The following is a 24,029-nucleotide window of genomic DNA, read 5'->3' as shown; positions in this document are numbered from 1 at the left end:
GGTTCTCTTTATTAATTTATAATTTAGTTATTAAGTCTTCTTTGCTTTTTCTAACCTTCGCTGCAAACTGCGTGGTATCTTCTTCACTTCTATATCCAATAGTTGCTATTACTGCGGTAGTAAGGCCTTTTTCTTTTAATTCTAAAAGTTCATCATATTTTGCAACATCAAAACCTTCCATGGGGCAAGTATCTATTCTTAAATTCGCTGCAGCTGAAAGTAGATTTCCTAAAGCAATGTAAGCTTGTTTTGCAGCCCAATTACTCTGATCTTCTGGGTTGAGTTTCATAATAATAGATTCTAGCATACCTTTTAAACCTTCAAGATCTTCTATATTTAGACCTCTCGTATGGGCAATATCTTTTAAATATGAATCTATATAACTGGATGTGATTTGTGTTTTATTGGCAAACACTACAATTTCCGAAGAATCAGTTATTTGGGTCTGATTCCAGGAATGTGCCTTTAACTTTTCTCTTAATGCGGCATCTTTCACAACAATAATTTCATAGGGTTGTAATCCATAGGAAGATGCTGTAAGCTGTATAGCTTCTAATAAAGTTTGAAGATCTTGAGGTGAAACCTCTTTATTTGCATCAAATTTCTTAGTGGCATATCGCCAGTTTAAATCGTCTATATAAATACTCATTGTCTTTATTTTAATAGTTTTTGTAAATTATTTATAATCGTTTCTTTTTCTGAAGAGGATAAACTTTCTATGAGCGTAGCTTCAACATTATCTATGACTGGATCTATTTTATTTAAAAAATCTAAGCCTTTAGGTGTAATTGATATTTCCACTTTTCTGCGATTCTTTTCACAAACCACTCTTTCTACATATTCCTTTGTGATTAGCTTATCAACAATTCGAGTGGTATTGCTCATCTTACTCACCATTCTCTCCTGGATAGTAGAAAGATTAGCTGGTTTTCCTTTTTGCCCCCGTAAAATTCTTAACACATTAAATTGCGGTGAACTAACATCAAAAGGTTTTAATGCTTCAGAAACCTTATCGTTTATTAAATTGTTCGAAAGTAGAATACCAAGAATGAGTCTCCTATTAACAGGTAATTCAGTTTCAGATTTAAGGATCGTTTCTATTTTCATTTGTTAGTACAATATTTGTACGTACAAATGTATGAGTATTTTTTGAACAATTATAAAATGAAACGTTAATAATTTACTGCTATAATATTGTTCTGATTTATTTGAGCCAATAAGTTGAACTATTGGACGTTTAGTTTGTAAGATATTTTTGATTTTTTCTATTCTGAAATAACTAAATTATATCCTTTACATTATATTTACATTTCAATTCACTTTTAGTTAAGCATAAAAATTTTAAATATGAAAAACCTTACCCAAGACCAATGGTCCAAAGAAGTTGAAGAAGATAAAAATGCCGTTATTCTAGATGTGCGTACCGAAGAAGAATTTATTGAAGGCTACATCCCAACTGCAACCAATATAGATATTTATAAAGGACAAGGATTTTTAGATGAGATCGAGAAATTAGATAAATCTAAAAATTATTATGTCTATTGCAGGTCTGGTGCTAGAAGCGCACAAGCTTGTGCACTAATGAAACAACAAGGTTTTGAAAATGCAGCTAACCTTATGGGAGGGATTACTGATTGGGAAGGTGAAATCCAAAAATAATTTGGTGTCAATGATAAGAGTTTTTTTTAGTATAGTTTTTATCTCTGTTTTTTCTGTAGGCTGTGTTCAGTCTAAGGCAAAGGAAATTCAAGTGGTAACTGCGGATGAGGTGAATACACATATTCGTTATAGTACCAATTTGGATAAAGAGATTAAATCTAAAGATGATTTCAAAAAATCTCATTTGGTGAATGCAGAGAATATTATTGAAAATAAGGATTTAAAAGAAAATTTCAGAAATATAGATAGGGAGTCTCCTGTTGCTATATATTTCACTTCCGTAGATAAATCTAACGAAGCTGCTTTGATTCTTAGAAAATTAGGCTTTCAACAGATTTATATTTTAGATGGAGGAATTACAAAGTGGAAGTCTGAAGATTAAGCATTTTAATAAATAATATTAAAATTTAACATACTTCCGAGGCGTGCTATAAATCCTACACTTCTTGGTTTTGTGACCTAAAATAAAAGTATATATCTCCAGTATCCCCTGGAGATTTTTTTATTTAAGGATTTAAAAGTTTAGATTTGAGTTAACAATTAACTAATTTTTAACCAAAACTTAATTAAGTATGTTAAAGTCTAAATTTAAAATTGGGTTAGCTTTATTAGCTGCTTCATCATTTTTTTATTCCTGTACTCAGGATCAAAACACATCAGATACCTCTGAATCATTTACAGAAATTGATGCTAATTTCGATGCATCGAATATTAAGGGGCAGTATATTGTTGTTTTTCACAATGGAGCTTTAGATAATGTAAGTTCGAAATATCCAAAGAATTATGCAAAAGCACAGGAGGCAATGTTTTCTGAAACTAAAAAATTCTTGTCTGAATCATCAGTTACTGCAGAAATTGTAAACGTATATAGTAGTGCAATTAGTGGAGCAACTCTAAAATTGAATAAAGCTCAATTAGAAGTTTTGAAAAATAATAAAGGAGTAAAGTATATTGAACAAGATAGAATTGTGAGTTTTGCCCCACCTTGTGGAACTCCAAATGGAGGTCCTTGTGGTGATCCTGATCCAGGAACCGGAGGAGGTTCCCAAGAAACACCTTACGGAATTTTAAGAGTAAATGGAGTAGCTGAATATTCTGGAAATAACGTTGCTTTCGTAGTAGATTCTGGAGTAGACTTGGATCACCCAGATTTAAATGTTGATTCATCTCGAGCTTTCAATGCTTTTACCTCTGGAAAAGATGGAAGATCTGCAGACGATGGGAATGGACACGGAACTCACGTAGCCGGAACTATTGCAGCTTTGAATAATGGATTTGGAGTAGTAGGAGTAGCTCCGGGTGCGACTATTATCCCAGTAAAAGTTTTAGATAGCCGAGGTAGTGGCTCTTACTCTGGTGTGATCGCTGGGGTTGATTATGTAGGAGCAAATGGAAACAATGGAGATGTTGCAAATCTTAGTTTAGGTGGACCAGTTTCTCAAGCTTTGGATGATGCAATTTTAGCAGCTTCTAATAAAGGAATTAAGTTCGCTCTTGCTGCAGGTAATGAAAGTAGTGATGCTAATAATAGTTCACCAGCTAGAGTCAATGGTAATAATATAGTTACTATATCTGCTATGGATATAAACGATAGATGGGCTAGTTTTTCCAATTATGGAAATCCACCGATAGATTTTGCTGCACCAGGTGTAGCTGTTAAATCTACATGGAAAAGCGGGGGTTATAATACGATTAGTGGAACTTCTATGGCATCACCTCATGCTGCAGGAGTACTTCTGTTAGGTTCAGCGAGAACCGATGGTACCGTTACAAATGATCCTGACGGCAATGCTGATGCGATTATAGTTCATTAGAAAAAAAAATTACATTTGAAAGGTTGTTTTCTATATTGAAAAATTGTTTTCTTTATTTAGAACAACCTTTTTTATTTTGTATAACTTTAAGAATTACATAATTTTTTTATTTTTGAAACGTTTATCAGATGAAACAACTTTGTAATAGTTATTAAAACAATATATTTACCAACAATTGACACCTTTTAGACTAACCTCTTTTCTATGAATAAATTAGTTATCGCCCTCCTTATAAGCTTAACTAGCTTTACTTTTTCACAAATGAATGCTCAACAGTTTCAAGTAGGATTGAAAGGTGGGATTAATAAAACATCTGGTGGTGAAATTACCGGTATAAATTCAGGGCTTCCTGCACAATATACAAGTGATACTTTTGACGCCGTTGGAGAAATTGGTTTTCACGGTGGTGGTTGGGTTCAAGTGAATTTTGGAAAGTTTTTTGTTCGGCCGGAATTGGTTTACTCTAAATTAGAATCAAGATTTGATTTCCCTCAGGGACCAACTTTATTTGAAGTTGAAGAATTCAGTGCTCCACTTTTAATTGGGTATAATATTTATGGCCCATTGGATTTTTATGGTGGTGTTGCTTATAAAAATATAATTTCATCTACTATAGAAAGAATAGAGCCAACTGATAACCCAGCTGAAGTTGTGATTCAAAACACCCCTTTTTCTGCTCAAGTTGGTGTGAAAGCGCAATTTGGTTTCATTGGAGTAGACGTTCGTTATGATTATGCACTATCCTCGGCTGAGCCTTATAATGTAGATTTTCAATCAGATGATGCACTATTCAACGATCCCACTGTAAATAGAGCGACATTAAATGATCTTCGTTTAAACCAAATCATAGTTAGTCTTACCGTAAAATTATGGGATTCTGAAAATAAGGGAAAACGAAGAAAAGGTGGAAGTTGTTATTTTTAAACGGAAAATATAATAAAATAGAACCAAAAAAGGAGCAAATTTTATTTGCTCCTTTTTTGGTTGGTTAACAATTCAACTTTTGTATTTATCGTTTAGCCCTTTTCCTTCTAGAATCATAGGAATTATCTATCTAATCTTTTTTTTTTGGTGACTTCTCTTTTAGCATCAGAAATATACAAATAGTATTCTTTTTTCATTCCGGGAGGTAGCAGATCGAATACAGATTTTAATTTTTATACTTCAAAAAAGCTTCCTTTAATTCAAAAGGTACCAGAACCGTTTTTGTTTTTGCCTTCTTTATTACTTTTTCTTGATTATGGAGAGATAAAGTTTCGGCGATATAGGGTTTTAATGATTCTAAGTCGAATGTTGAGTTGTTATCAAATCTTATTTGTCTCATGACTTGTGTTTTCGGTTCTTGAGCATTCAACAATAACTTGGTGATCTTCTTAAGCAATGCTCCTTGAAAAAACCATAATCCATAGTGATCTTTAAATGCAGCAATCCCTACAAGATTTTTGCCTTCTTTAATGTAAACAGGAGATCCCCATTTAATAGTTTCGGATAAGCCACTAGAGAGTAAAAGTTCCTTTAGTTTAATTAACTGAACTTCCCACTTTGGATGTGTTTCTATAAATTCATCTACATTTAAAGCATTAGCCATTAAAATTATTTATGTTTTTCCGAAGTTAATTCTGCGATTTTAATAATTACCTCTGTTGCTCTTTGCATACTTTCTACAGGGACATATTCATATCTTCCATGGAAATTGTGTCCTCCTGCGAAGATGTTTGGGCAAGGTAAGCCCATAAAACTAAGCTGAGACCCATCTGTTCCACCTCTTATTGGTTTTATATTCGGTGTGATATTGAGATGATTCATTGCTTCCTCGGCAAGATCTACAATATGCATTACAGGCTCCACTTTTTCACGCATATTAAAGTACTGATCTTTGATCTCAATAGTAATAACCTCCCTTTCATGTTGTGAATTAATTTCCAGAGCTAGATTGCTTATCATTTCTTTTCTAGCTTCAAAATGATTTTTGTCGTGATCTCTAATTATATATTTTAAAGTGGTTTCTTCTACATCTCCTTTTATATCGGTTAAATGAAAGAATCCTTGCCTATCTTCAGTGTGTTCGGGAGTTTCTAGTCTAGGTAACGAATTGATGAAATCCTGTGCGATATACATACTATTTATCATCTTATCCTTTGCGTATCCAGGATGAACGATCTTCCCTTTAATTTTCACAACAGCTCCTGCTGCATTAAAATTTTCATATTCCAACTCACCAATCTGACTACCATCCATAGTATAGGCCCAGACAGCTCCAAATTTCTTTACATCAAATTTATGAGCACCTCTTCCAATTTCTTCATCTGGCGTAAACCCTACACGAATCTTCCCATGTGGAATTTGAGGGTTGTTAATTAAATACTCCATTGCAGTCATTATTTCAGTAATTCCTGCTTTATCATCTGCGCCTAAAAGAGTTGTTCCATCAGTAGTTATCAAGGTTTGACCTTTGTACTGTAATAGATCCTCAAAATAAACTGGAGAAAGAATAATATCTTGCTCTTTATTTAATACAATGTCATTTCCATCATAATTTTCTATAATCTGGGGCTTTACATTTGTGCCTGTGAAATCTGGGGAAGTATCAAAATGAGATATAAATCCAATAACAGGAACTTCATGAGCAACATTAGCTGGTAGTGTAGCCATAATATATGCGTTCTCATCAATTTCCACCTCATCCATTCCAATTTTCTTAAGCTCTACTGCAAGTTTGTTGGCAAGATCCCATTGTTTTTCTGTGCTGGGTGTATTAGTGCTATCTGGATCACTTTGCGTGTCTATGGTTACATAGCTGATAAACCTATTGATGATGTTATTTTTTGAAATCATTAGTACTGTTTAATAATTAATATTTCCTGATGTTAATATGTTGGTGATAAGTTGAGTGCTGATTATCACTGAGTTAAATTCCCAAAGATAATTTTTACCTATCTTTAGGAAAACCAAAAATATAAACTTATGAAGAATTTTTACGTAATGTTTTGCTTGTTTTTTATGGGTTTGGCAATTCAGGCCCAGACACAAGAAATTAAAGGAACGGTGATAGATGACCAAGATCAGCCGCTAGGTGGGGTTTCGGTTGCAATTGAAGGTACTAACAAAGGTACTATAACAGACTTCGATGGAAATTTTAATATTAATGCAAGCATGGGGGAAACCTTGGTGTTTTCATTTGTAGGTTTCGATACTAAAAAAGTTGAGATTCAAAATACAACAATAAATGTAGTGATGGTTTCTGGGATGGCTCTGGGTGAAGTTATGTTAACTGGATCTCGTAATCCCAATAGGACAGTTGTTGAATCTACTGTGCCAATAGATGTTTTAAACATTAAGGAGTTATCCTCTGCAGTGCCGCAGGTTAATTTAAATCAGATGTTGAATTATGTAGCACCTTCTTTTACTTCTAATACTCAGACTATTTCAGATGGAACAGATCATATAGATCCAGCTTCGTTAAGAGGTTTAGGCCCAGATCAGGTATTAGTTTTGATAAATGGAAAACGAAGACATAATTCTTCCCTAATTAATGTAAATGGAACTTTTGGTAGAGGTAGTGTTGGAACAGATTTAAATGCAATTCCTGCAGCCGCTATACAAAGAATAGAGGTTTTAAGGGATGGTGCTTCAGCTCAATATGGATCTGATGCAATTGCTGGAGTGATTAATATTGTCTTAAATAAAAGTGTCAATCAGCTGGATCTTTCAGTAACCGCAGGAGCTAATTTTACTGAAAATGCTAATGATCAAACTGGAGGCGTAGATGGTGAGACAGTAAATGTCGCAGCTAGTTATGGAATTTCATTAGGAGAAAATGGCGGATATATTAATTTTTCTGGAGATTTTGATTACCGTGAAGACTACAGCAGAATGAAGGAATGGGAAGGTTCTATTTTTAATGCTTTTAATGCTATTGAAAGAGTAGCCAATGACGCAGGTGAAAACATATCTGACCTTTATAGTAATGATGATCTTGTTAGGCAATATGCGGCTGTTTCTGGTTTAAGCTCTAGTGATTTATCTATTATAGATGGTTTTAGTGCTGAAGAATTACATACTCCTACTAGAACAGATAATGAAGGAAATGTTATTTTTTACAATCCACTATCTAATAATATAACCGATCAGGAACTGGCTTCCCGAAATCAAGAGCGAAGTGATTATAATATGAGAGTAGGTCAATCTGCATTAAGAGGCGGAAGATTCTTTGCTAACTTCTCTCTACCATTAGATGATGAAGGAACCGAATTATACTCCTTTGCTGGAATTAGTTCCAGACGAGGTAATTCGGCTGGTTTCTATAGATTACCAAATCAAAATAGAACTTTTACGCCAATATATATAAACGGATTTCTACCAGAAATCAACTCCAAGATTAAGGATAAATCAATTTCTGCTGGAATTCGAGGAAAAATCGGAGAATGGGAAGTAGATTTTAGTAACACTTGGGGTAGAAACGAATTTTTATATTTAATATCCAACACCTCAAATGCATCTTTGCAGCAGGCGAGTCCAACTACTTTTGATGCTGGAGGATTTAGTTTTGCACAAAACACTACTAATTTAGATATTTCTAATTTTTATGAAGATTTCTTTTCTGGTGTTAACGTGGCCTTTGGTGCAGAGTATAGACTGGAGAATTATGAAATTGTTGCAGGTGAAAGAAGTTCTTATGAGCAATATACTGCGAATGGGGCTCCTATTACATTAGCTTCACAATCTCCGGCAACAGATTTCTTTGGAAGTGGAAGACCAGGAGGTTCTCAGGTGTTTCCTGGATTTAGCCCTAAAAATGAATTGTCTAGAGAACGTAGTAGTATCGCTGGATATTTTGATATAGAAGCAGATCTTACAGATCAATTCTTATTAACTTTTGCAACAAGATTTGAAGACTATTCAGATTTTGGTTCTACAATTAATTTTAAGGTTTCCTCAAGATATAAGTTAACAGAAAATATTAATATTAGAGGTGCGGTTAATACAGGGTTTAGAGCTCCATCATTACATCAATTAAATTTTAATTCTACATCAACAATTTTTGATAACGCAGGAAATCCACAAGATGTTGGAACCTTTGCAAATGATAGCCGAGCGGCAAAACTATTGGGAATTCCTGAATTAAAGGAAGAAACTTCTCAAAGTTTAAGTCTAGGATTTACAGCTCAAATTCCAGATGCTAATTTATCCTTAACCGTAGATGGCTATTTTGTAGCAATAGATGATAGAGTTGTTTATACAGGACAGTTTCAACCTAAGAAAAATGAGGATGGTGAATATGTTGGAGCTCAATTAGAATTATTTAATCTATTGTCTCAAGCGAATGCCACGGCAGCTTCCTTTTTTGCGAATGCAATCGACACAGAATCTAAAGGTGTGGATTTAGTATTAACACATAATGCAACTTTTAATAATGGGTTCACTTTAAAATCTGATCTGGCAGCAACACTTTCTAAAACAAAACAAGTTGGAGCTATAAATTCTTCTGATATTTTAAGACGAGCCGAATTAGTAGGGACTTATTTCCCTGAAGATAGTAGAGTATATTTAGAAGAAGCTGTTCCTAGAACCAAGGTGAATCTAACCAATAGTTTAACGGCTGGGAATTTCAATGTTTTCTTAAGAAATGTATTCTTTGGTGAGGTTACAGAAGCAACTACAACTGTTGCGAACCAACAAGTTTTTGGTTCTAAAATAGTGACAGATCTTTCTCTGGCTTACAAAGCTTCTGAAGCACTGACACTAACAGTGGGAGCAAATAATTTGTTAGATGTGTATCCAGATAGAGCAGAAGAACAATTCGGGAATAGAAGTGATGGTAGATTCGATTGGTCCAGACGTGCTCAACAATTTGGAATTGGAGGCCGATTTTTGTTTGCTAGAATTGGATTTACTCTTAAATAGGTTTTTATCATATCAATAAAAAAAAGCAGTCCTTGGGCTGCTTTTTTTTATTTCTATATTTAAATATTCATTTGGTAAGTATTTTAAAGTCCTTCAATATATGAGCTTCAATTTTACCAAATAAGCTATTTTTGCACAAACCGTCCAACTATGTATAAATCACTGATAAGGCCTCTTTTATTTAATTTTGATCCGGAAAAGGTACATTATTTCACTTTTGATCTTCTTAAATTTCTATTTCAGATCCCAGGAGTTTCTTCAGTTTTCAGAAATAAATTTCAGCTTAATGATCCTCGTTTAATTAGAAAGGTTTTCGGTTTAACTTTTAAAAATCCGGTTGGATTGGCTGCTGGCTTCGATAAAAATGCAGTTTTATATAAAGAATTGGATCAGTTAGGTTTTGGGTTTGTAGAGATTGGAACTGTTACCCCAAAAGGACAAGCAGGAAATGATAAGAAAAGGTTGTTTCGGCTTAAGGAAGATTCTGCAATAATAAATCGGATGGGTTTTAATAATGAAGGAGTAGAGGCAGCGGTAAAAAGATTGAAAAGCAATAAAAATGTTCTAATTGGCGGAAATATTGGAAAGAACAAGATTACTCCAAATGAAGAAGCAGTTTCAGATTATACCATTTGTTTTGAAGCTTTATTTGACTACGTAGATTATTTTGTGGTAAATGTAAGTTCTCCAAACACACCAAATTTAAGAGCTCTTCAAGAGAAAGAACCCTTAACCGAATTGTTAAACACGCTTCAGCAACTAAACTTATTGAAATCTAAACCGAAACCAATTCTTTTGAAGATAGCTCCAGATCTATCAGATGATCAGCTTTTAGATATTATTGAAATAGTTGCTAACACTGGAATTGCAGGAGTGATTGCTACCAACACCACAATTTCCAGAGAAAATCTACAATCTGAAAATAAAACTGAAATGGGTGGCTTAAGTGGAAAACCATTAAAAAACAGATCTACAGAAGTAATCCGATTTCTTTCAGAAAAAAGTAACAAAGCTTTCCCTATTATAGGAGTTGGTGGAATTCATTCTGCAGAAGATGCATTGGAAAAATTACAAGCTGGAGCAAGCTTAATTCAGCTTTATACAGGATTTATCTATGAAGGCCCAGGATTGATAAAAGAGATAAATGAAGCCATTCTATCTAGCTCTAAATAATAATAGCAAAAAACCTTTTGTGTGCTACAACAACTCATTCCGTTTCTAACAGCTTCCATTTTGTTAACTTTATCCCCAGGACCGGATATTGTTTATGTTTTGGTACAAAGTATTTCAAATGGAAAAAAGGCTGGGATAGTAACTACTTTAGGTTTAGTTTCCGGAATTCTTATCCATACTAGTCTTGTAGCATTCGGAGTTTCTGCGGTTATAAAAGCTTCTCCTATCTTATTCACTTTAATTAAGATATTTGGCGCTTTATACCTGTTTTATCTAGCTTATAAAGTTTTTAAAAGTGACAGTTCTATTACCATTAACGAATCACCAAAAAAAAGTTCAAAGAATTTATTTCGTCAAGGATTTATAATGAATGTTTTAAATCCTAAGGTTACAATATTTTTTCTTGCTTTTTTTCCAGGATTTTTATGGGAACCCGACGGGAATACTATTTTTCAATTCTATTTACTGGGCTTTGTATTTATGATGCAAGCTTTATTTTTATTTGGAACTGTGGCATTGCTTGCAGGTAAGATCTCCGAATATTTAATGAAACATAGAAGATCTGGACTTTATCTGAAATGGATTCAGGTTACAGTATTTATTGGAATTGGTATTTTAATATTATTATAGATCTTAATCTAATTGCAAAATCCTAATTTTCAGGACTTAATTAACCTGGAATTTACAAGCTCAACATAATTGTTCTATGTTTTTATATAAATGCTAAAATAGTATCTTTGAGCATGGATAAAATTAAACTAATTGAATGTCCCAGGGATGCAATGCAAGGCATTAAATCTTTCATTCCTACAAAAGAGAAAGTTCAATATATCCAATCATTACTTAGATGTGGTTTTGATACAATAGATTTTGGAAGTTTCGTTTCTCCAAAAGCAATCCCACAAATGGTTGACACTGCTGAGGTTTTATCTAAATTGGATCTCTCTGCAACTCAAAGTAAATTACTTTCCATTATAGCCAATGTAAGGGGTGCTCAAGATGCCGCTATACATCCAGAGATTAAATATCTTGGATATCCATTCTCTATTTCTGAAAACTTTCAGATGAGGAACACTCATAAAACTATAGATGAATCTGTAGAGACCTTAAAACATATCTTGGAAATTGCGAAAGCTTCAGATAAGGAAGTAGTCGCTTATTTGTCAATGGGTTTTGGAAACCCATATGGTGATCCATGGAATATGGAAATAGTAGGGGAGTGGACAGAAAAATTATCTAATATGGGAGTGAGTATCCTATCATTGTCAGATACTGTTGGTAGTAGTACTCCAGAAATAATTTCTTATTTATTTTCTAATTTAATTCCAAAATATCCTCATATCGAATTTGGAGCTCATTTACATACCACTCCAAGTAAATGGCACGAAAAGATAGATGCAGCATACACTGCTGGCTGTAGAAGGTTTGATGGTGCTATCCAAGGTTTTGGAGGTTGTCCTATGGCTAAAGATGATTTAACTGGAAATATGCCAACAGAAAAAATGCTTTCTTACTTTAATTCTAAAAAAGCAGATTCTAATATTAAAATGACCAGCTTCGAATCTTCATACAATGAAGCTACCAAAATTTTCAAGGCTTACCATTAATAATATCGATACTTTCTTCAGTTTCTATCGGTAAATCTTATTTAAATTTAATCTAAATAAGTTTTGTGTAATTGGATTTCGTGTATATATTTGCACTCGAAATCAATCACTATTTTAATTCAGTCTAAATAAAACAATATGAAAAGAATATTTTTGTCAGCAATCATTGGTGGCTTAGCACTATCCTCTTGTACATCTGATGATACTCCTAATCCAGAGGTGAACACCATAGAGATTCCTGAAAATTACACATTCCAAAGGGATAACAGTTCTACTGTAGATTATAACGGTCAGACCACTAGACTACAAATGTCTGCAGAGTTGTTGGAAAAATTCACCGATTTTGATAATGCTTCTGAAGACTTATTATTAAATATGTTTTCCAATGAGAATTCTCCTTTTGAAGATATAAGTTTAAATGAATCTTCAAAAAGTGTAAAATCTAAAATTGCTGCATCTACTCAGTATTTTTCAGCAAATACTGTAGAAAGTTCAGAAATTAAAAATGATTTTGCTTCTTATATCTCTGATCAGTTTACTACTGTAAAAGATAATAAGGATGTATTAGCAGAAGCTGGTATTGCAGGGCAAATTGCTCAAGATGCTAGTGTGCGTTATGTAAATGAAAAAGGATTAGAATTAAATCAGGCTTTCGCAAAAGGTTTAATAGGTGGATTACTTGCAGATCAAATCCTGAATAATTATCTCTCTCAACTTGTATTAGATGAAGCAGACAATCGTGTAAATAACGATGCTAAGTTGTTAGAAGAAGGAGAGCTTTATACTACCATGGAGCATAAGTGGGATGAGGCTTATGGATATCTTTATGGTGACCCTTCTATTCCTACAGCTAATCCTAATTCTATTTTAAATGAAAGTGACGATCGGTTACTATTCAGCTATTTAGGTCAGGTGGATGCAGATGAGGATTTTACGGGACTTGCCGAAGGTACTTTTGAAGCTTTTAAAACAGGTAGAGCAGCAATTGTAGCTGGGGATTATCAAATGAGAGATGAGCAAATTGCGATAATTCGTAAGAATTTATCAACTGTGATTGCAGTAAGAGCCGTGCATTATCTTCAAGGAGGTAAATCTTCTCTAGCTGAAGATAACAAAGGAGCTGCTTTTCATGAACTATCAGAAGGCTTTGGTTTTATTTACAGTCTTAGATTTACTAATAATCCAGATTCTGATATGCCATACATATCAAAGGAAAAGGTAAATGTTTTTAAAGAGCAATTATTGGAAGGAAATGGTTTCTGGGATGTGTCTCCAGAAACATTGGATAGCATCTCAAATGATATCGCAACAGCCTTTGGATTTAGTGTTGCAGATGCAGCAGAATAAAACAATTAGCCGGAGCATAATTTCTATCAGCTCCGGTTTTTAATATTTTTAATTATGAAGAAAATTTCTAGAATTTTAATTTTAGCGTCCTTAATATTTACTGCATGCTCTTCTGAAAATGACGGAGCTGAGAGTAATGAGAATGGGGTTGATACTTTTGACCGCGGAGCTATGTTGGCGAATTGGGCCGACAATATAATAGCGCCATCTTTTAATAATTTCAAAAGCACAACTCAGCAATTAGAAGATCTTACACTTGCGTTTACTTTAAATCCTTCGGAAGAAAATCTTATTGCCTTAAGAAACCAATTCGAAAGTTCCTATGTTAATTTCCAGACAGTTGCGATGTTTGATATTGGTAAAGCAGAGGAATTGAGTTATAGACGTTTTTTAAATACTTATCCACTAGCTACTTCAGATGTTGAAAACAAGATAGCCAGTGGTTCTTATAATTTGGAATTGCCTTCTAGCTTTAAAGAGCAAGGTTTTCCTGCACTAGATTATCTTCTGAATGGATTAGGAGAGACAGATGCCGATATAGTTGCTAAATATTCCGCTGAAAACTATAAAAATTATCTTTTAGATGTTTCTAAAAGAATTAACTCCCTAACTGAAGAAGTAAATTCTTCCTGGCAAGGTGATTATAGAGATACTTTTGTTAGTGGTACAAGTTCTTCGAGTACTGGTTCTGTAGATAGGTTTACCAATAAATACATTATGTATTATGAGACTTTTCTTCGTTCAGGGAAAATAGGTTATCCAGCAGGTGCATTCACAGGAACACCTTCACCAATTAATGTAGAAGCATACTATTCTGCAGATCTTTCTAAAAAACTTTACTTACAAGCTATAAAAACAACTCAGGATTTTTTCAATGGAAAATATTTTAATTCCAGTAGTACTGGTATGAGTTATAAGCAATATTTAGAATTTCTGGATAGAGGTGATCTAGCAGATGATATCCTTAGCCAGTTTGGCACAATCAATTCTCAGGCTATTAATCTTAATGATAGTTTTAAAAGTCAGGTAGAAACAAATAACACATTGATGTTGGTAGCATTCGATGAACTTCAGAAAGAAGTGGTTCTTTTAAAATTAGATATGGTTCAGGCGCTTTCAATTAGCATAAACTATGTAGATTCAGACGGAGATTAATAATTAGCAGATGAGGCGGTCCGTGACTAAATATTTCAACTCTTTTACCGATGCCGCTCCATTAGCAGTTTTTCGCATAGGATTTGGAATATTGATGTTGGCTAGTATTATACGTTTTTACTTGAACGGATGGATTGAAAAACTATATATAACTCCCAAATTTCATTTTAGTTATTACGGATTTGAATGGGTGAAACCGCTTGGCGATTTCACCTATTTACTTTTTATAATATGTGGTTTAGCAGCCTTTTTTGTGGCCATAGGTTATAAGTATCGTATAGCTATCATCACTTTTTTCCTTAGTTTCACCTATATTGAACTAATGGATAAGACTACTTATCTAAACCACTATTACTTTATTAGTATTCTTAGTTTCATACTCATTTTTTTACCCGCGAATTCCTACTTTTCTTTAGATGCTTGGAAGAATTCGGGAAAAGCTTTTCAAAAAATACCACGCTGGTGTATAGATTGTATCAAACTTTTGCTTGCAATTGTCTATTTCTATGCCGGTCTTGCTAAACTTAATTCAGATTGGTTAATTAGAGCAATGCCATTAAAGATCTGGCTCCCCTCAAAATATGATCTTCCTTTTTTAGGAGATCTTATGCAACAGGAATGGATTTCTTATGCCTTCAGTTGGAGTGGTATGCTCTATGATCTTTTAATCCCTTTCTTATTGTTATACAGAAGAACAAGATTTGCTGCATTTTTGGCGGTGATCATTTTTCATGTTCTTACAAGGGTTTTATTTCCTATTGGGATGTTTCCCTATATTATGATAGTAAGTGCTTTAATATTTTTCAGTCCAAGAGTACATCACCAAATTTTGAATAAGATTTCTTCCTGGTTTAATATAAGCAAAGTTAAATTTGATAATAATAAGTTATTCCAAAATAAACCGAAACAGAAAAAGTTTACAATTTTGGTAGTTGCTATTTTCTTCATTCTACAGTTAATCCTTCCATGGCGATATTTGTTGTATTCCAACGAACTTTTTTGGACAGAAGAAGGCTATAGATTCTCATGGAGAGTAATGTTAATGGAAAAAGCGGGGTATGCCGAATTTAAAGTTGTAGATGCCGATTCAGGCAAAAGGTTCTACGTAAATAATTCAGATTTTCTAACTCCATTTCAGGAAAAGCAGATGTCTTTTCAGCCAGATTTTATTTTACAATACGCTCATTTTCTTGCAGATCATTTCAGAAAAGAGGGTCATAGCAACATTGAAGTCTATGTAGAAAGTTATGTAGGTCTTAATGGTAGAAAAAGTAAGCCCTATATAAGTGCCGATGTTAATTTGCTTAATTTTGACGACTCTTTTGAACACAAAACATTCATTTTACCATTTTATGATGAAATTAAAGGTCTTTAGTATATTTTTCTTTTTTAGCCTATTTATGAATGCTCAATATTCATTAACTGGTAATGTGACTTCTTCAGAAACCGGACAGCCTATTCCTAACGCTGAAATCTGGAATAAGACGACAGGGAAACCAAGTGTAGCTAATGAAAATGGAGAATTTAAATTCAACTCTCTAAAAAAAGGAACTTATATTTTTGCAGTATTTAGTTACGAGTATGAGATCATTGAACGGGAGTTAACGATAACTGGGAATACTGAAATTAACTTTGAACTTTCTCCTCTAGCTGAAAGTCTTAATGAAGTGATGATCACCAATAGGAGAGAGCAAATATTCGCTTTGAGAAAATTGCGAAAAGTAGAGGGTACTGCGATCTATGCGGGAAAGAAAAGTGAAGTGGTGGTCATGGATAAAGTATCCGCAAATCTAGCGGCAAATAATGCAAGACAGATTTATAGCCAAGTTGTAGGATTAAATATCTACGATAACGGAGATGCCGGTTTACAACTGAATATTGGAGGTAGAGGATTGGATCCAAATAGAACCCAAAACTTTAATACTCGGCAAAATGGCTACGATATTTCTGCAGATGTGTTGGGTTATCCGGAAAGTTACTACACTCCGCCACCAGAAGCTTTGAAAGAAATACAAGTGGTACGTGGTGCTGCTTCGTTACAATATGGTACCCAGTTTGGAGGTCTTATTAATTTTAGATTTAAAGATCCGGTGCCAGATAAAGAAATAGAGCTCATTTCCCGTCAATCTGTGGGGTCTTATAATCTTTTCACGAGCTTTAATAGTCTTAGTGGTACGGTGGGAAAATTTAGTTATTATACATATTATAATTATAAAGGCGGTAAAGGTTTTAGGCCGAATTCAGAATATGATTCTCATAATGCCTTCGCACATTTGGGTTGGAAATTTAATGAGAGAACCAAAATTAGCTTTGAGTATACTTATTTAGATTATCTAGCTCAACAACCGGGAGGATTAACAGATTCTCAGTTTTATGATGATCCAGATTTTAGCAATCGTTCCCGCAACTGGTTTGATGTTAATTGGAATCTTTTTGCATTGCAACTAGAACATAAATTTTCTGATAAAACAGATTTTAGTTTGAATATTTTTGGCCTTGATGCCACCCGTAAGGCTTTAGGATTTAGACAGAATAGAGTAGCACAGGCTGATGATCCTGAAGAGCCTAGGGAATTATTGGTAGATGATTTTTCCAACTGGGGAGCTGAAGCCAGAATACTAACCAGATATAATTTATTTGAAGAAGAATCTGTCTTGTTGTTAGGAAGTAAATATTATCAAGCTTCCAATCAACAGCAGCAAGGAGCGGGAAGTGCCTCAGCTGGGCCAGATTTTGATTTTGCAACCGCAGAATTTCCAGACTATGAAAGACAATCAGTATTTGAATTTCCAAATAAAAACCTTGCATTTTTTGGAGAGAACATTTTCAACATCACAAATAACTTTTCTGTAACTCCAGGGTTTAGGTTTGAATATATCAATACCGAGTCTGATGGTTTTTATAAAAATATAATAAAGGATAATGCAGAAAACACTTTATTAAATGAGACTATTGATGATAATCGAAAATTTGAACGTAATTTTATTTTGCTAGGAGTTGGAAGTAGTTATAATTTAAATGCCTCAAATGAACTTTACGCTAATTTTTCACAAAATTACAGATCGGTTACATTTAATGATATTAGAGTAATAAACCCGAGTTTCCAAGTAGATGAAAATATTAATGATGAAGAAGGATTTACCTCAGATATTGGAATTCGTGGTCAGTTAAAAAACTATATTTCCTATGATGTGAGTATTTTTGCATTAAAATATAATGATAGGATAGGTGAAGTTCTAAGACCAGAAGAACGCGTAAATGCTCAAGGAGTAATTGAGGAGACTGGAAGACTTGTAAGATTTAGAGGAAATATAGGAGATGCTTTTATTTATGGTCTTGAAACATTTGCCGAATGGAATATAAGAAACAGCTTTTTTCAGTCTGCAGAAAACTATCAGTTAAGTGCTTTTGTAAATGCAGCATTTACAAATTCTGAATACAGCAGTTCAGAGGAGATCAACGTTAAAGGAAATGAAGTTGAATTTATTCCGGCAGTAAATTTAAAAACAGGTTTGAACTTTGGTTATAAAAACTTTCTTGCAGGTTTACAGTACACCTATTTGTCTAGTCAGTTTACAGATGCTACAAATGCTCCACAAGTTAAATCGGAAAACAATCGAGGTATAGAAGGCTCAGTTCCAGCTTATGGAATAATGGATCTTTCTGCATCTTATAGTTTGGGTAAATTTAAACTGGAGACAGGAATAAACAACTTATTGGATAATTCTTATTTTACTCGAAGAGCTACGGGTTATCCTGGTCCTGGAATTATTCCAGCCCAACCAATAACATGGTATGCAACCTTACAAATAAAAATTTAGTTCGGGCTAAAGCTTAATAATTATAATAATTAACATCTATTTAGGCTAGCCTTATCAGGCTCAGCAAAGCAAAGCGATAGAGATCTGCTAAGGGCGGACAATTTAGCTAAATAGTTCTGAGCTTATAGATTCTGGATTATAATTACTTAACTATAAAGATTCTGCTTTTCTAAGATTTAAACCCTATATTTGCACGCAATTAAATCTTTAATTGCCATGACTGCACACGATTCCAAAATAGTAGGAGAAGGACTTACATACGATGACGTATTATTAGTTCCTGCATATTCAGAAGTTCTCCCTCGCGACGTAAGTATTCGCACAAAATTCACAAAAAATATTACTATTAATGTACCAATAATATCCGCTGCTATGGATACGGTTACTGAGAGCAAAATGGCTATTGCTATGGCTCGAGAAGGTGGTATTGGAGTGTTGCATAAGAATATGAGTATAGACGAGCAGGCTTTGAAGGTTCGAAAAGTAAAACGTGCGGAAAGTGGGATGATCATAGACCCAGTTACTTTGCCTCTCTCGGCTAAAGTTCAGGATGCTAAGAATAATATGAAGGAGCACAGTATTGGGGGAATTCCTATTGTTGATGAAGCTGGTAAATTACTTGGAATTGTAACGAATAGAGATTTAAGATTCGAAAAAAATAATAATAGGCCTATTTCTGAAGTAATGACTTCAGAAAATTTGGTAACTGTTTCTGAAGGAACTTCTTTGGAAGAAGCTGAGGTGATCTTGCAGAAAAATAAAATTGAAAAGTTACCAGTTGTAAACGATCAGGATATATTGATTGGACTTATTACTTTTCGAGATATTACAAAACTTACTTTAAAGCCAAATGCAAATAAAGATAGCTACGGAAGACTTCGTGTTGCAGCAGCTATTGGTGTTACTGCAGATTCTGTAGAACGCGCTAGCGCATTAGTAAAAGCTGGGGTAGATGCAATTATAATAGATACTGCCCACGGTCATACTAAAGGAGTTGTAGAAGTACTAAAAAATATCAAAGCTAAATTTCCAGAATTAGAAGTAGTGGTGGGAAATATTGCTACAGCTGAAGCTGCTAAGTATTTAGTAGATGCTGGTGCCGATGCTGTAAAAGTTGGGATAGGACCAGGATCTATTTGTACTACTAGAGTTGTTGCGGGAGTAGGATTCCCTCAATTCTCTGCAGTATTGGAAGTTGCAGCTGCTTTAAAAGGAACCGGAATACCTGTCATTGCAGATGGTGGAATTCGCTATACAGGAGATATTCCTAAAGCAATTGCAGCTGGAGCAGATTGTGTAATGCTAGGATCTTTGCTTGCCGGAACTAAGGAATCTCCAGGAGAAACTATTATTTATGAAGGTAGAAAGTTCAAATCTTATCGCGGAATGGGATCTGTAGAGGCTATGAAACAAGGTTCTAAAGACAGATATTTCCAAGATGTTGAAGATGATATTAAAAAACTAGTTCCAGAAGGAATTGTTGGGCGTGTTCCTTATAAAGGAGAGTTAGAGGAAAGTATCCATCAATTTGTTGGAGGCCTTAGAGCTGGAATGGGTTATTGCGGAGCTAAAGATATTGAAACTTTAAAAGAGACTGGGAAATTTGTGAAAATCACTTCTTCCGGAATTAATGAAAGTCATCCTCACGATGTTGCGATCACTAACGAATCTCCGAATTATAGTAGATAGAAGTTGTTGTATTGAACTAAGTGTAATTTTCAATTTGGTTTATTATGCTTCATTCTTAAAATATTTAAACATAAAAAAAGCTGCCTCATTTCATTTGAAGCAGCTTTTTTTATGAATATAATTCAACTTATTCTTTAGTGATTTCTATCCCTAAATTTTTCATCACAGCATCTGTAATATCATACTTTTCGTCTGAAAATGCCAAACCATTAAAACTAGCATTAAATACTTGGGTATATTTTTCTTCAGCAATAATAACTTTCATTGCTGTGTCAATTTTTAAATAAAGTGGTTGGGTTAATTCGTTACGTCTTACTTGTATAAGAACAGAGGCTTTTTGTCTGAAATTTTTAATATCGTTTTCAATAGAAATGATCTCAGATTCTTTAGTAGACTTTTCTTCTTCTGTAAACGTGGTTTTATTAGCTTGATAGCTAGCTACTAATTCTTCGTATTTCGCAATATTAGCCTTCATGTCTTCTTGAAGTTTAGCGTTATAAGTCTTTAAGCCTTCTTCAACAGATGCAATTTCGGGCATTTGTGCAAGAATATATTCTGCATCTATAGTCCCAATTTTAGTTTGCGCTTGTATGCTAATGCTCGTAATAAAAATGGCTAACGCCAGTAAAATGTTTTTCATGATATTTTAATTTTTTCAAATATAGTAGAGACAATTAAATAATTATATGTTTAATGCTAAAAAGATCATATTTAATAAACCGTTGCTCTATTGGGTTTTAATACATCCCGGTATTTTTTGATTTCAGATTCTGGCACTACCCAAAAAGCAATCGCGTGTAATTCACTTATTTCTTCAAAACCTGTTAGGTCTCTCTCTGTTATTTTTTCAGCTTTTATAAAATCCTTTAAGTGGATCTCATGATGTTTGGCTATTGGTAAAGCTTCGGGACCTCTAAAATCCCAGATAAGTTTAATTTGTCTCTCCATTAGTTTTAATGATTTAGGGCGCTTTCAGCATTTTCGGCAAAGCTTTAAAATGTTTCAAGTATTTATAAATTAGTTTTTGAAAGACCTTGGCGTCAAAAATGCAATTATTTTTATGAAACCCGATAATTCAAACTCATTATCTTATATTCATTTGGTCGAATTGTTTCCATTTTCTTCAAAATAATTCTTCTGTTTGTTAAAGACTCCTTTGGCATTATATGTTACAAAGAGTTTAATTGGGACGTTATTTCTTTGTATAGTTTCTAACATTTCTATAGTACATGAATCTTAATAACTTGGATTTCCACTAATATGTTTATAAGTTATAAAACTTAAATGGCAATGCTAAAAATTATCAAGATCTTGCATTTTAGCAATTACTTCTCTCCTAAGTAAATCGATGATAATTTCTTTTGAATATTTCATCTTGGTATCATTTTGGTTAGGTTCCTAAAATACTTCAGATAAAATAGTTTTGAAGGGCATAATTTCTCGTATTTTGAATCGTTTAGTCATTATAGCTTGTATAAGCTTAAGGAATTATTATTTTTGTGGCTGTATTTTTATAATACTCAGGTCATTCTGCTTTAATTAAAAATGCATTTTACTATTAAAGTTATCTGCCAACAATGGAGAATCATATTTCGAAATTTATAGTATCCCTTGGTTGTCTAATCCTATTGCAAAGTTGTAATTATTTTCAAACGGCAGAAGAGCGGGAAGTGGTTGCGCGGGTTAATGAAAACTATTTATATGTAGATGAAATACAGTCTCTAGTTGGGGAAGGTGTTTCAGGTGAAGACAGTACATTGATGGTTAATGATTTTATTAAAAGATGGGCTACCCAGCAATTATTAATAGATAAAGCAAAATTTAATTTAAGTACTGCGCAGCAAAAGGAATTTGATGAATTGGTAAGTAACTATAAAAACGAACTTTATAGTAAAGCCTATGCAGATGCTATGGTTGCAAAAAGATTGGATACCACTTTCAATCAGAATGAAATTGAAGAATATTACAATGAGCATCTGGAGAATTTTAGACTCAATGAAGATCTAGTGAAATTAAGATTTATTAATCTTCCTAACAATCTGGATTTTGATGATGTAAAAAGAAAGTTCATTAGGTTTAACGAAGCAGATAAATCTGATCTTGATAAAATTTCACTTCAGTTTAAATCCTACTCCTTTAATGATTCAGTATGGGTAGGTACAAAATCGGTTTATAATAGAATTATTCCTTTAAATGACGGAAATAAATCTCAACTTTTAAAAAAGTCAAATTTTCTTCAGCTTGAAGATTCATTAGAGGTATATTTGGTGTATGTAAACGACGTGTTACTAAGGAACGATCAAGCCCCGCTGGAATATGCGGTTTCCACAATAAAACAGATCCTGCTTAATAAGCGAAAAGCCAATTTGGTAAAAGAATTAGAAAAAGATATAACAAGAGATGCGATTGAAAACAAACAATTTGAAATATATAATTAAAGGAATAGCTATAGGAACACTCTTAATTGGGTTTAATAGCACGGTTAAAGCGCAAGAAGTAATAGTAACCGACAGTACAGCAATTCAGCCGACTGTAGAGTTAGCTGAAGTTAAAGAGGAGTCAGCAGATTTTCAGCGATATAAAGTAGATGGAATTGCAGCAGTTGTTGGAGGCTATGTAGTTTTAGACAGCGATATAGATCTTATGTATAAAGATCTTAAAAGTCAAGGTGTTTCTACTGAAGATATTACAGATTGCCAATTAGCTGGTAGTTTATTAGAAAATAAATTATATGCTCACCACGCTATACAGGACAGTATTCTTGTTTCTGATGCTGAAGTTAGAAATTACGTAGATCAGCAAATCACACAAATGGTAGGACAAGTTGGTTCTATGCAAAAAGTTTTGAATTTCTATAAAAGAGATTCTGAAGATGATTTTAGAAATGAATTATTTGAGTTGAATAAGCAGCAGGAGCTTTCTAAAAGAATGCAACAAAGCATTATTGAAAAAGTGGAAATTACTCCAGAAGAAATAAGATCTTATTTTGATAATATCCCAGCAGAAGAACGTCCATTTTTTGGTGATGAAGTAGAGATTTCTCAAATTATAATTAAACCTGAAGTGCCTGAAGCTGAAAAGCAAAAGGTAATAGATAGACTTAATCAATTTAGAGAAGATATTGTAGATAATGGAGCAAGTTTTGGAACTAAAGCTGTGCTTTACTCACAAGATCCAGGTTCTAGTAGTGATGGAGGTAGAATGGTGATTACAAGAAAGGATGGTCTGGATAAAGATTTTAAAGACACTGCTTTCAGTTTGCAAGAAGGAGAAGTTAGTGAGCCATTTGCTTCACAATTTGGTTATCATATAATTAAAGTTGAAAAGGTAATTGGACAGAATCTTGAGATTAGACATATCTTGTTGATACCAGATGTTACCAACGCTACTGTTGAAAGTGCAAAAGCTGAAATAGATAGTTTAAGAGTTAAAATTCAAAACAAAGAAATCACCTTTGGAGCTGCAGCTAAACAATTTTCAGATGAAGAGCAAACTGCTGCAAATAACGGTAAGTTAATAAATCCTACCAATGGTGATACTAGATTTGAACTTACTAAAATAGATCCAGAACTCTACGAGCAAGTGGGAAATTTAAAGGAAGGGGATGTTTCCTTGGTATTAAAAGACCAGGAAAGAACTGGAAAGATTTTCTTTAAAATTATTACTCTTAATAAGAGGTATAAAGAACATAAAGCAGATTTTGTTCAAGATTATATGAAGATCAAAGAATTGGCATTAAGAGATAAACAACTTGAGGCAATTGGGGAATGGCAAAATGAAAAAATCGCTAATACCTATATTAAGATCAACGGTAAATTCCGTGATTGTACTTTTGATCGTAATTGGTTAAAGAAATAATA

The 24,029-nt window shown here is 33.6% G+C and carries 22 protein-coding genes; 15 read left to right on the top strand and 7 right to left on the bottom strand.

The window, feature by feature from the left end:
* Positions 1-16: 16 nt before the first annotated feature.
* Positions 17-649, bottom strand: a complete 633-nt coding sequence (locus I130_RS09905; protein ID WP_034922419.1) for an NAD(P)H-dependent oxidoreductase — start codon at positions 647-649, stop codon at positions 17-19.
* Positions 650-654: 5 nt separating this feature from the next.
* Positions 655-1,107 carry a MarR family winged helix-turn-helix transcriptional regulator gene (locus I130_RS09900; RefSeq protein WP_034922416.1) on the bottom strand — a complete coding sequence of 151 codons (453 nt, stop codon included), beginning with the start codon at positions 1,105-1,107 and terminating at the stop codon, positions 655-657.
* A 240-nt stretch (positions 1,108-1,347) separates the two neighbouring features.
* On the opposite strand from I130_RS09900, the gene I130_RS09895 reads away from it, so the two are divergent.
* The 4 genes from I130_RS09895 to I130_RS09880 all read left to right on the top strand — a co-directional run bounded on the left by I130_RS09895 (position 1,348) and on the right by I130_RS09880 (position 4,397).
* Positions 1,348-1,659, top strand: a complete 312-nt coding sequence (locus I130_RS09895) for a rhodanese-like domain-containing protein (RefSeq protein WP_034922413.1) — start codon at positions 1,348-1,350, stop codon at positions 1,657-1,659.
* Between the two features lie 10 nt (positions 1,660-1,669).
* Positions 1,670-2,041, top strand: a complete 372-nt coding sequence (locus I130_RS09890; protein ID WP_034922410.1) for a rhodanese-like domain-containing protein — start codon at positions 1,670-1,672, stop codon at positions 2,039-2,041.
* 190 nt (positions 2,042-2,231) lie between these two features.
* On the top strand, positions 2,232-3,473 hold the full coding sequence (locus I130_RS09885) for a S8 family peptidase (protein ID WP_034922407.1): 1,242 nt from the start codon (positions 2,232-2,234) through the stop codon (positions 3,471-3,473).
* Positions 3,474-3,677: 204 nt separating this feature from the next.
* Positions 3,678-4,397: an outer membrane beta-barrel protein gene (locus I130_RS09880; protein WP_034922404.1), complete on the top strand. Its 720-nt coding sequence runs from the start codon at positions 3,678-3,680 to the stop codon at positions 4,395-4,397.
* A 122-nt stretch (positions 4,398-4,519) separates the two neighbouring features.
* On the opposite strand, the gene I130_RS16995 is transcribed toward I130_RS09880, so the two are convergent.
* The 3 genes from I130_RS16995 to pepT are packed head-to-tail and all read right to left on the bottom strand — an operon-like array spanning position 4,520 to position 6,308.
* Positions 4,520-4,594, bottom strand: coding sequence for a hypothetical protein (locus I130_RS16995; RefSeq protein ID WP_083932904.1), 75 nt, complete (start codon positions 4,592-4,594; stop codon positions 4,520-4,522).
* 29 nt (positions 4,595-4,623) lie between these two features.
* Positions 4,624-5,061: a DUF1801 domain-containing protein gene (locus tag I130_RS16250; protein ID WP_083932900.1), complete on the bottom strand. Its 438-nt coding sequence runs from the start codon at positions 5,059-5,061 to the stop codon at positions 4,624-4,626.
* A gap of 5 nt (positions 5,062-5,066) precedes the next feature.
* Entirely contained in the window at positions 5,067-6,308 is a 1,242-nt protein-coding gene (gene pepT / locus I130_RS09870; RefSeq protein WP_034922400.1) for a peptidase T, read from the bottom strand.
* Between the two features lie 129 nt (positions 6,309-6,437).
* On the opposite strand from pepT, the gene I130_RS09865 reads away from it, so the two are divergent.
* The 9 genes from I130_RS09865 (at position 6,438) to guaB (ending at position 20,169) form a co-directional block, all read left to right on the top strand.
* Positions 6,438-9,377, top strand: coding sequence for a TonB-dependent receptor (locus I130_RS09865; RefSeq protein WP_034922397.1), 2,940 nt, complete (start codon positions 6,438-6,440; stop codon positions 9,375-9,377).
* A 150-nt stretch (positions 9,378-9,527) separates the two neighbouring features.
* Entirely contained in the window at positions 9,528-10,550 is a 1,023-nt protein-coding gene (locus I130_RS09860) for a quinone-dependent dihydroorotate dehydrogenase (protein WP_034922393.1), read from the top strand.
* A 21-nt stretch (positions 10,551-10,571) separates the two neighbouring features.
* The gene (locus I130_RS09855; RefSeq protein WP_034922390.1) at positions 10,572-11,180 is read left to right on the top strand and encodes a LysE family translocator; all 609 of its coding nucleotides are present in this window, start codon (positions 10,572-10,574) and stop codon (positions 11,178-11,180) included.
* Positions 11,181-11,293: 113 nt separating this feature from the next.
* A complete protein-coding gene (locus I130_RS09850) occupies positions 11,294-12,157 on the top strand; it encodes a hydroxymethylglutaryl-CoA lyase (RefSeq protein WP_034922388.1) in 864 nt (287 codons plus the stop codon).
* Between the two features lie 138 nt (positions 12,158-12,295).
* On the top strand, positions 12,296-13,504 hold the full coding sequence (locus tag I130_RS09845) for a DUF4856 domain-containing protein (RefSeq protein ID WP_034922384.1): 1,209 nt from the start codon (positions 12,296-12,298) through the stop codon (positions 13,502-13,504).
* A gap of 54 nt (positions 13,505-13,558) precedes the next feature.
* On the top strand, positions 13,559-14,659 hold the full coding sequence (locus I130_RS09840) for an imelysin family protein (protein WP_034922381.1): 1,101 nt from the start codon (positions 13,559-13,561) through the stop codon (positions 14,657-14,659).
* 10 nt (positions 14,660-14,669) lie between these two features.
* Entirely contained in the window at positions 14,670-16,034 is a 1,365-nt protein-coding gene (locus I130_RS09835) for an HTTM domain-containing protein (protein ID WP_034922378.1), read from the top strand.
* Entirely contained in the window at positions 16,015-18,480 is a 2,466-nt protein-coding gene (locus I130_RS09830) for a TonB-dependent receptor (protein ID WP_034922643.1), read from the top strand. The genes I130_RS09835 and I130_RS09830 overlap by 20 nt, the downstream gene beginning before the upstream one ends.
* Positions 18,481-18,696: 216 nt before the next feature.
* Positions 18,697-20,169: an IMP dehydrogenase gene (gene guaB, locus I130_RS09825; RefSeq protein WP_034922376.1), complete on the top strand. Its 1,473-nt coding sequence runs from the start codon at positions 18,697-18,699 to the stop codon at positions 20,167-20,169.
* Between the two features lie 127 nt (positions 20,170-20,296).
* Here the strand turns inward: guaB and I130_RS09820 are convergent, their stop codons facing one another.
* Positions 20,297-20,809, bottom strand: coding sequence for an OmpH family outer membrane protein (locus I130_RS09820; RefSeq protein WP_034922373.1), 513 nt, complete (start codon positions 20,807-20,809; stop codon positions 20,297-20,299).
* A 71-nt stretch (positions 20,810-20,880) separates the two neighbouring features.
* Positions 20,881-21,117, bottom strand: coding sequence for a hypothetical protein (locus tag I130_RS09815; RefSeq protein WP_034922371.1), 237 nt, complete (start codon positions 21,115-21,117; stop codon positions 20,881-20,883).
* 629 nt (positions 21,118-21,746) lie between these two features.
* Here I130_RS09815 and I130_RS09810 point away from each other — a divergent pair.
* Complete coding sequence (locus tag I130_RS09810) at positions 21,747-22,607, top strand: hypothetical protein (protein WP_034922368.1); 861 nt, start codon at positions 21,747-21,749, stop codon at positions 22,605-22,607.
* The gene (locus I130_RS09805; protein WP_034922365.1) at positions 22,570-24,027 is read left to right on the top strand and encodes a peptidylprolyl isomerase; all 1,458 of its coding nucleotides are present in this window, start codon (positions 22,570-22,572) and stop codon (positions 24,025-24,027) included. Before I130_RS09810 ends, I130_RS09805 begins: the two co-directional genes overlap by 38 nt.
* Positions 24,028-24,029: the final 2 nt, after the last annotated feature.

Source organism: Gillisia sp. CAL575 (genome assembly GCF_000403785.1).
Taxonomy (GTDB): Bacteria; Bacteroidota; Bacteroidia; order Flavobacteriales; family Flavobacteriaceae; genus Gillisia.
Note: the sequence above shows the minus strand (reverse complement) of the source record. Positions and strands in the feature narration are given on the sequence as shown.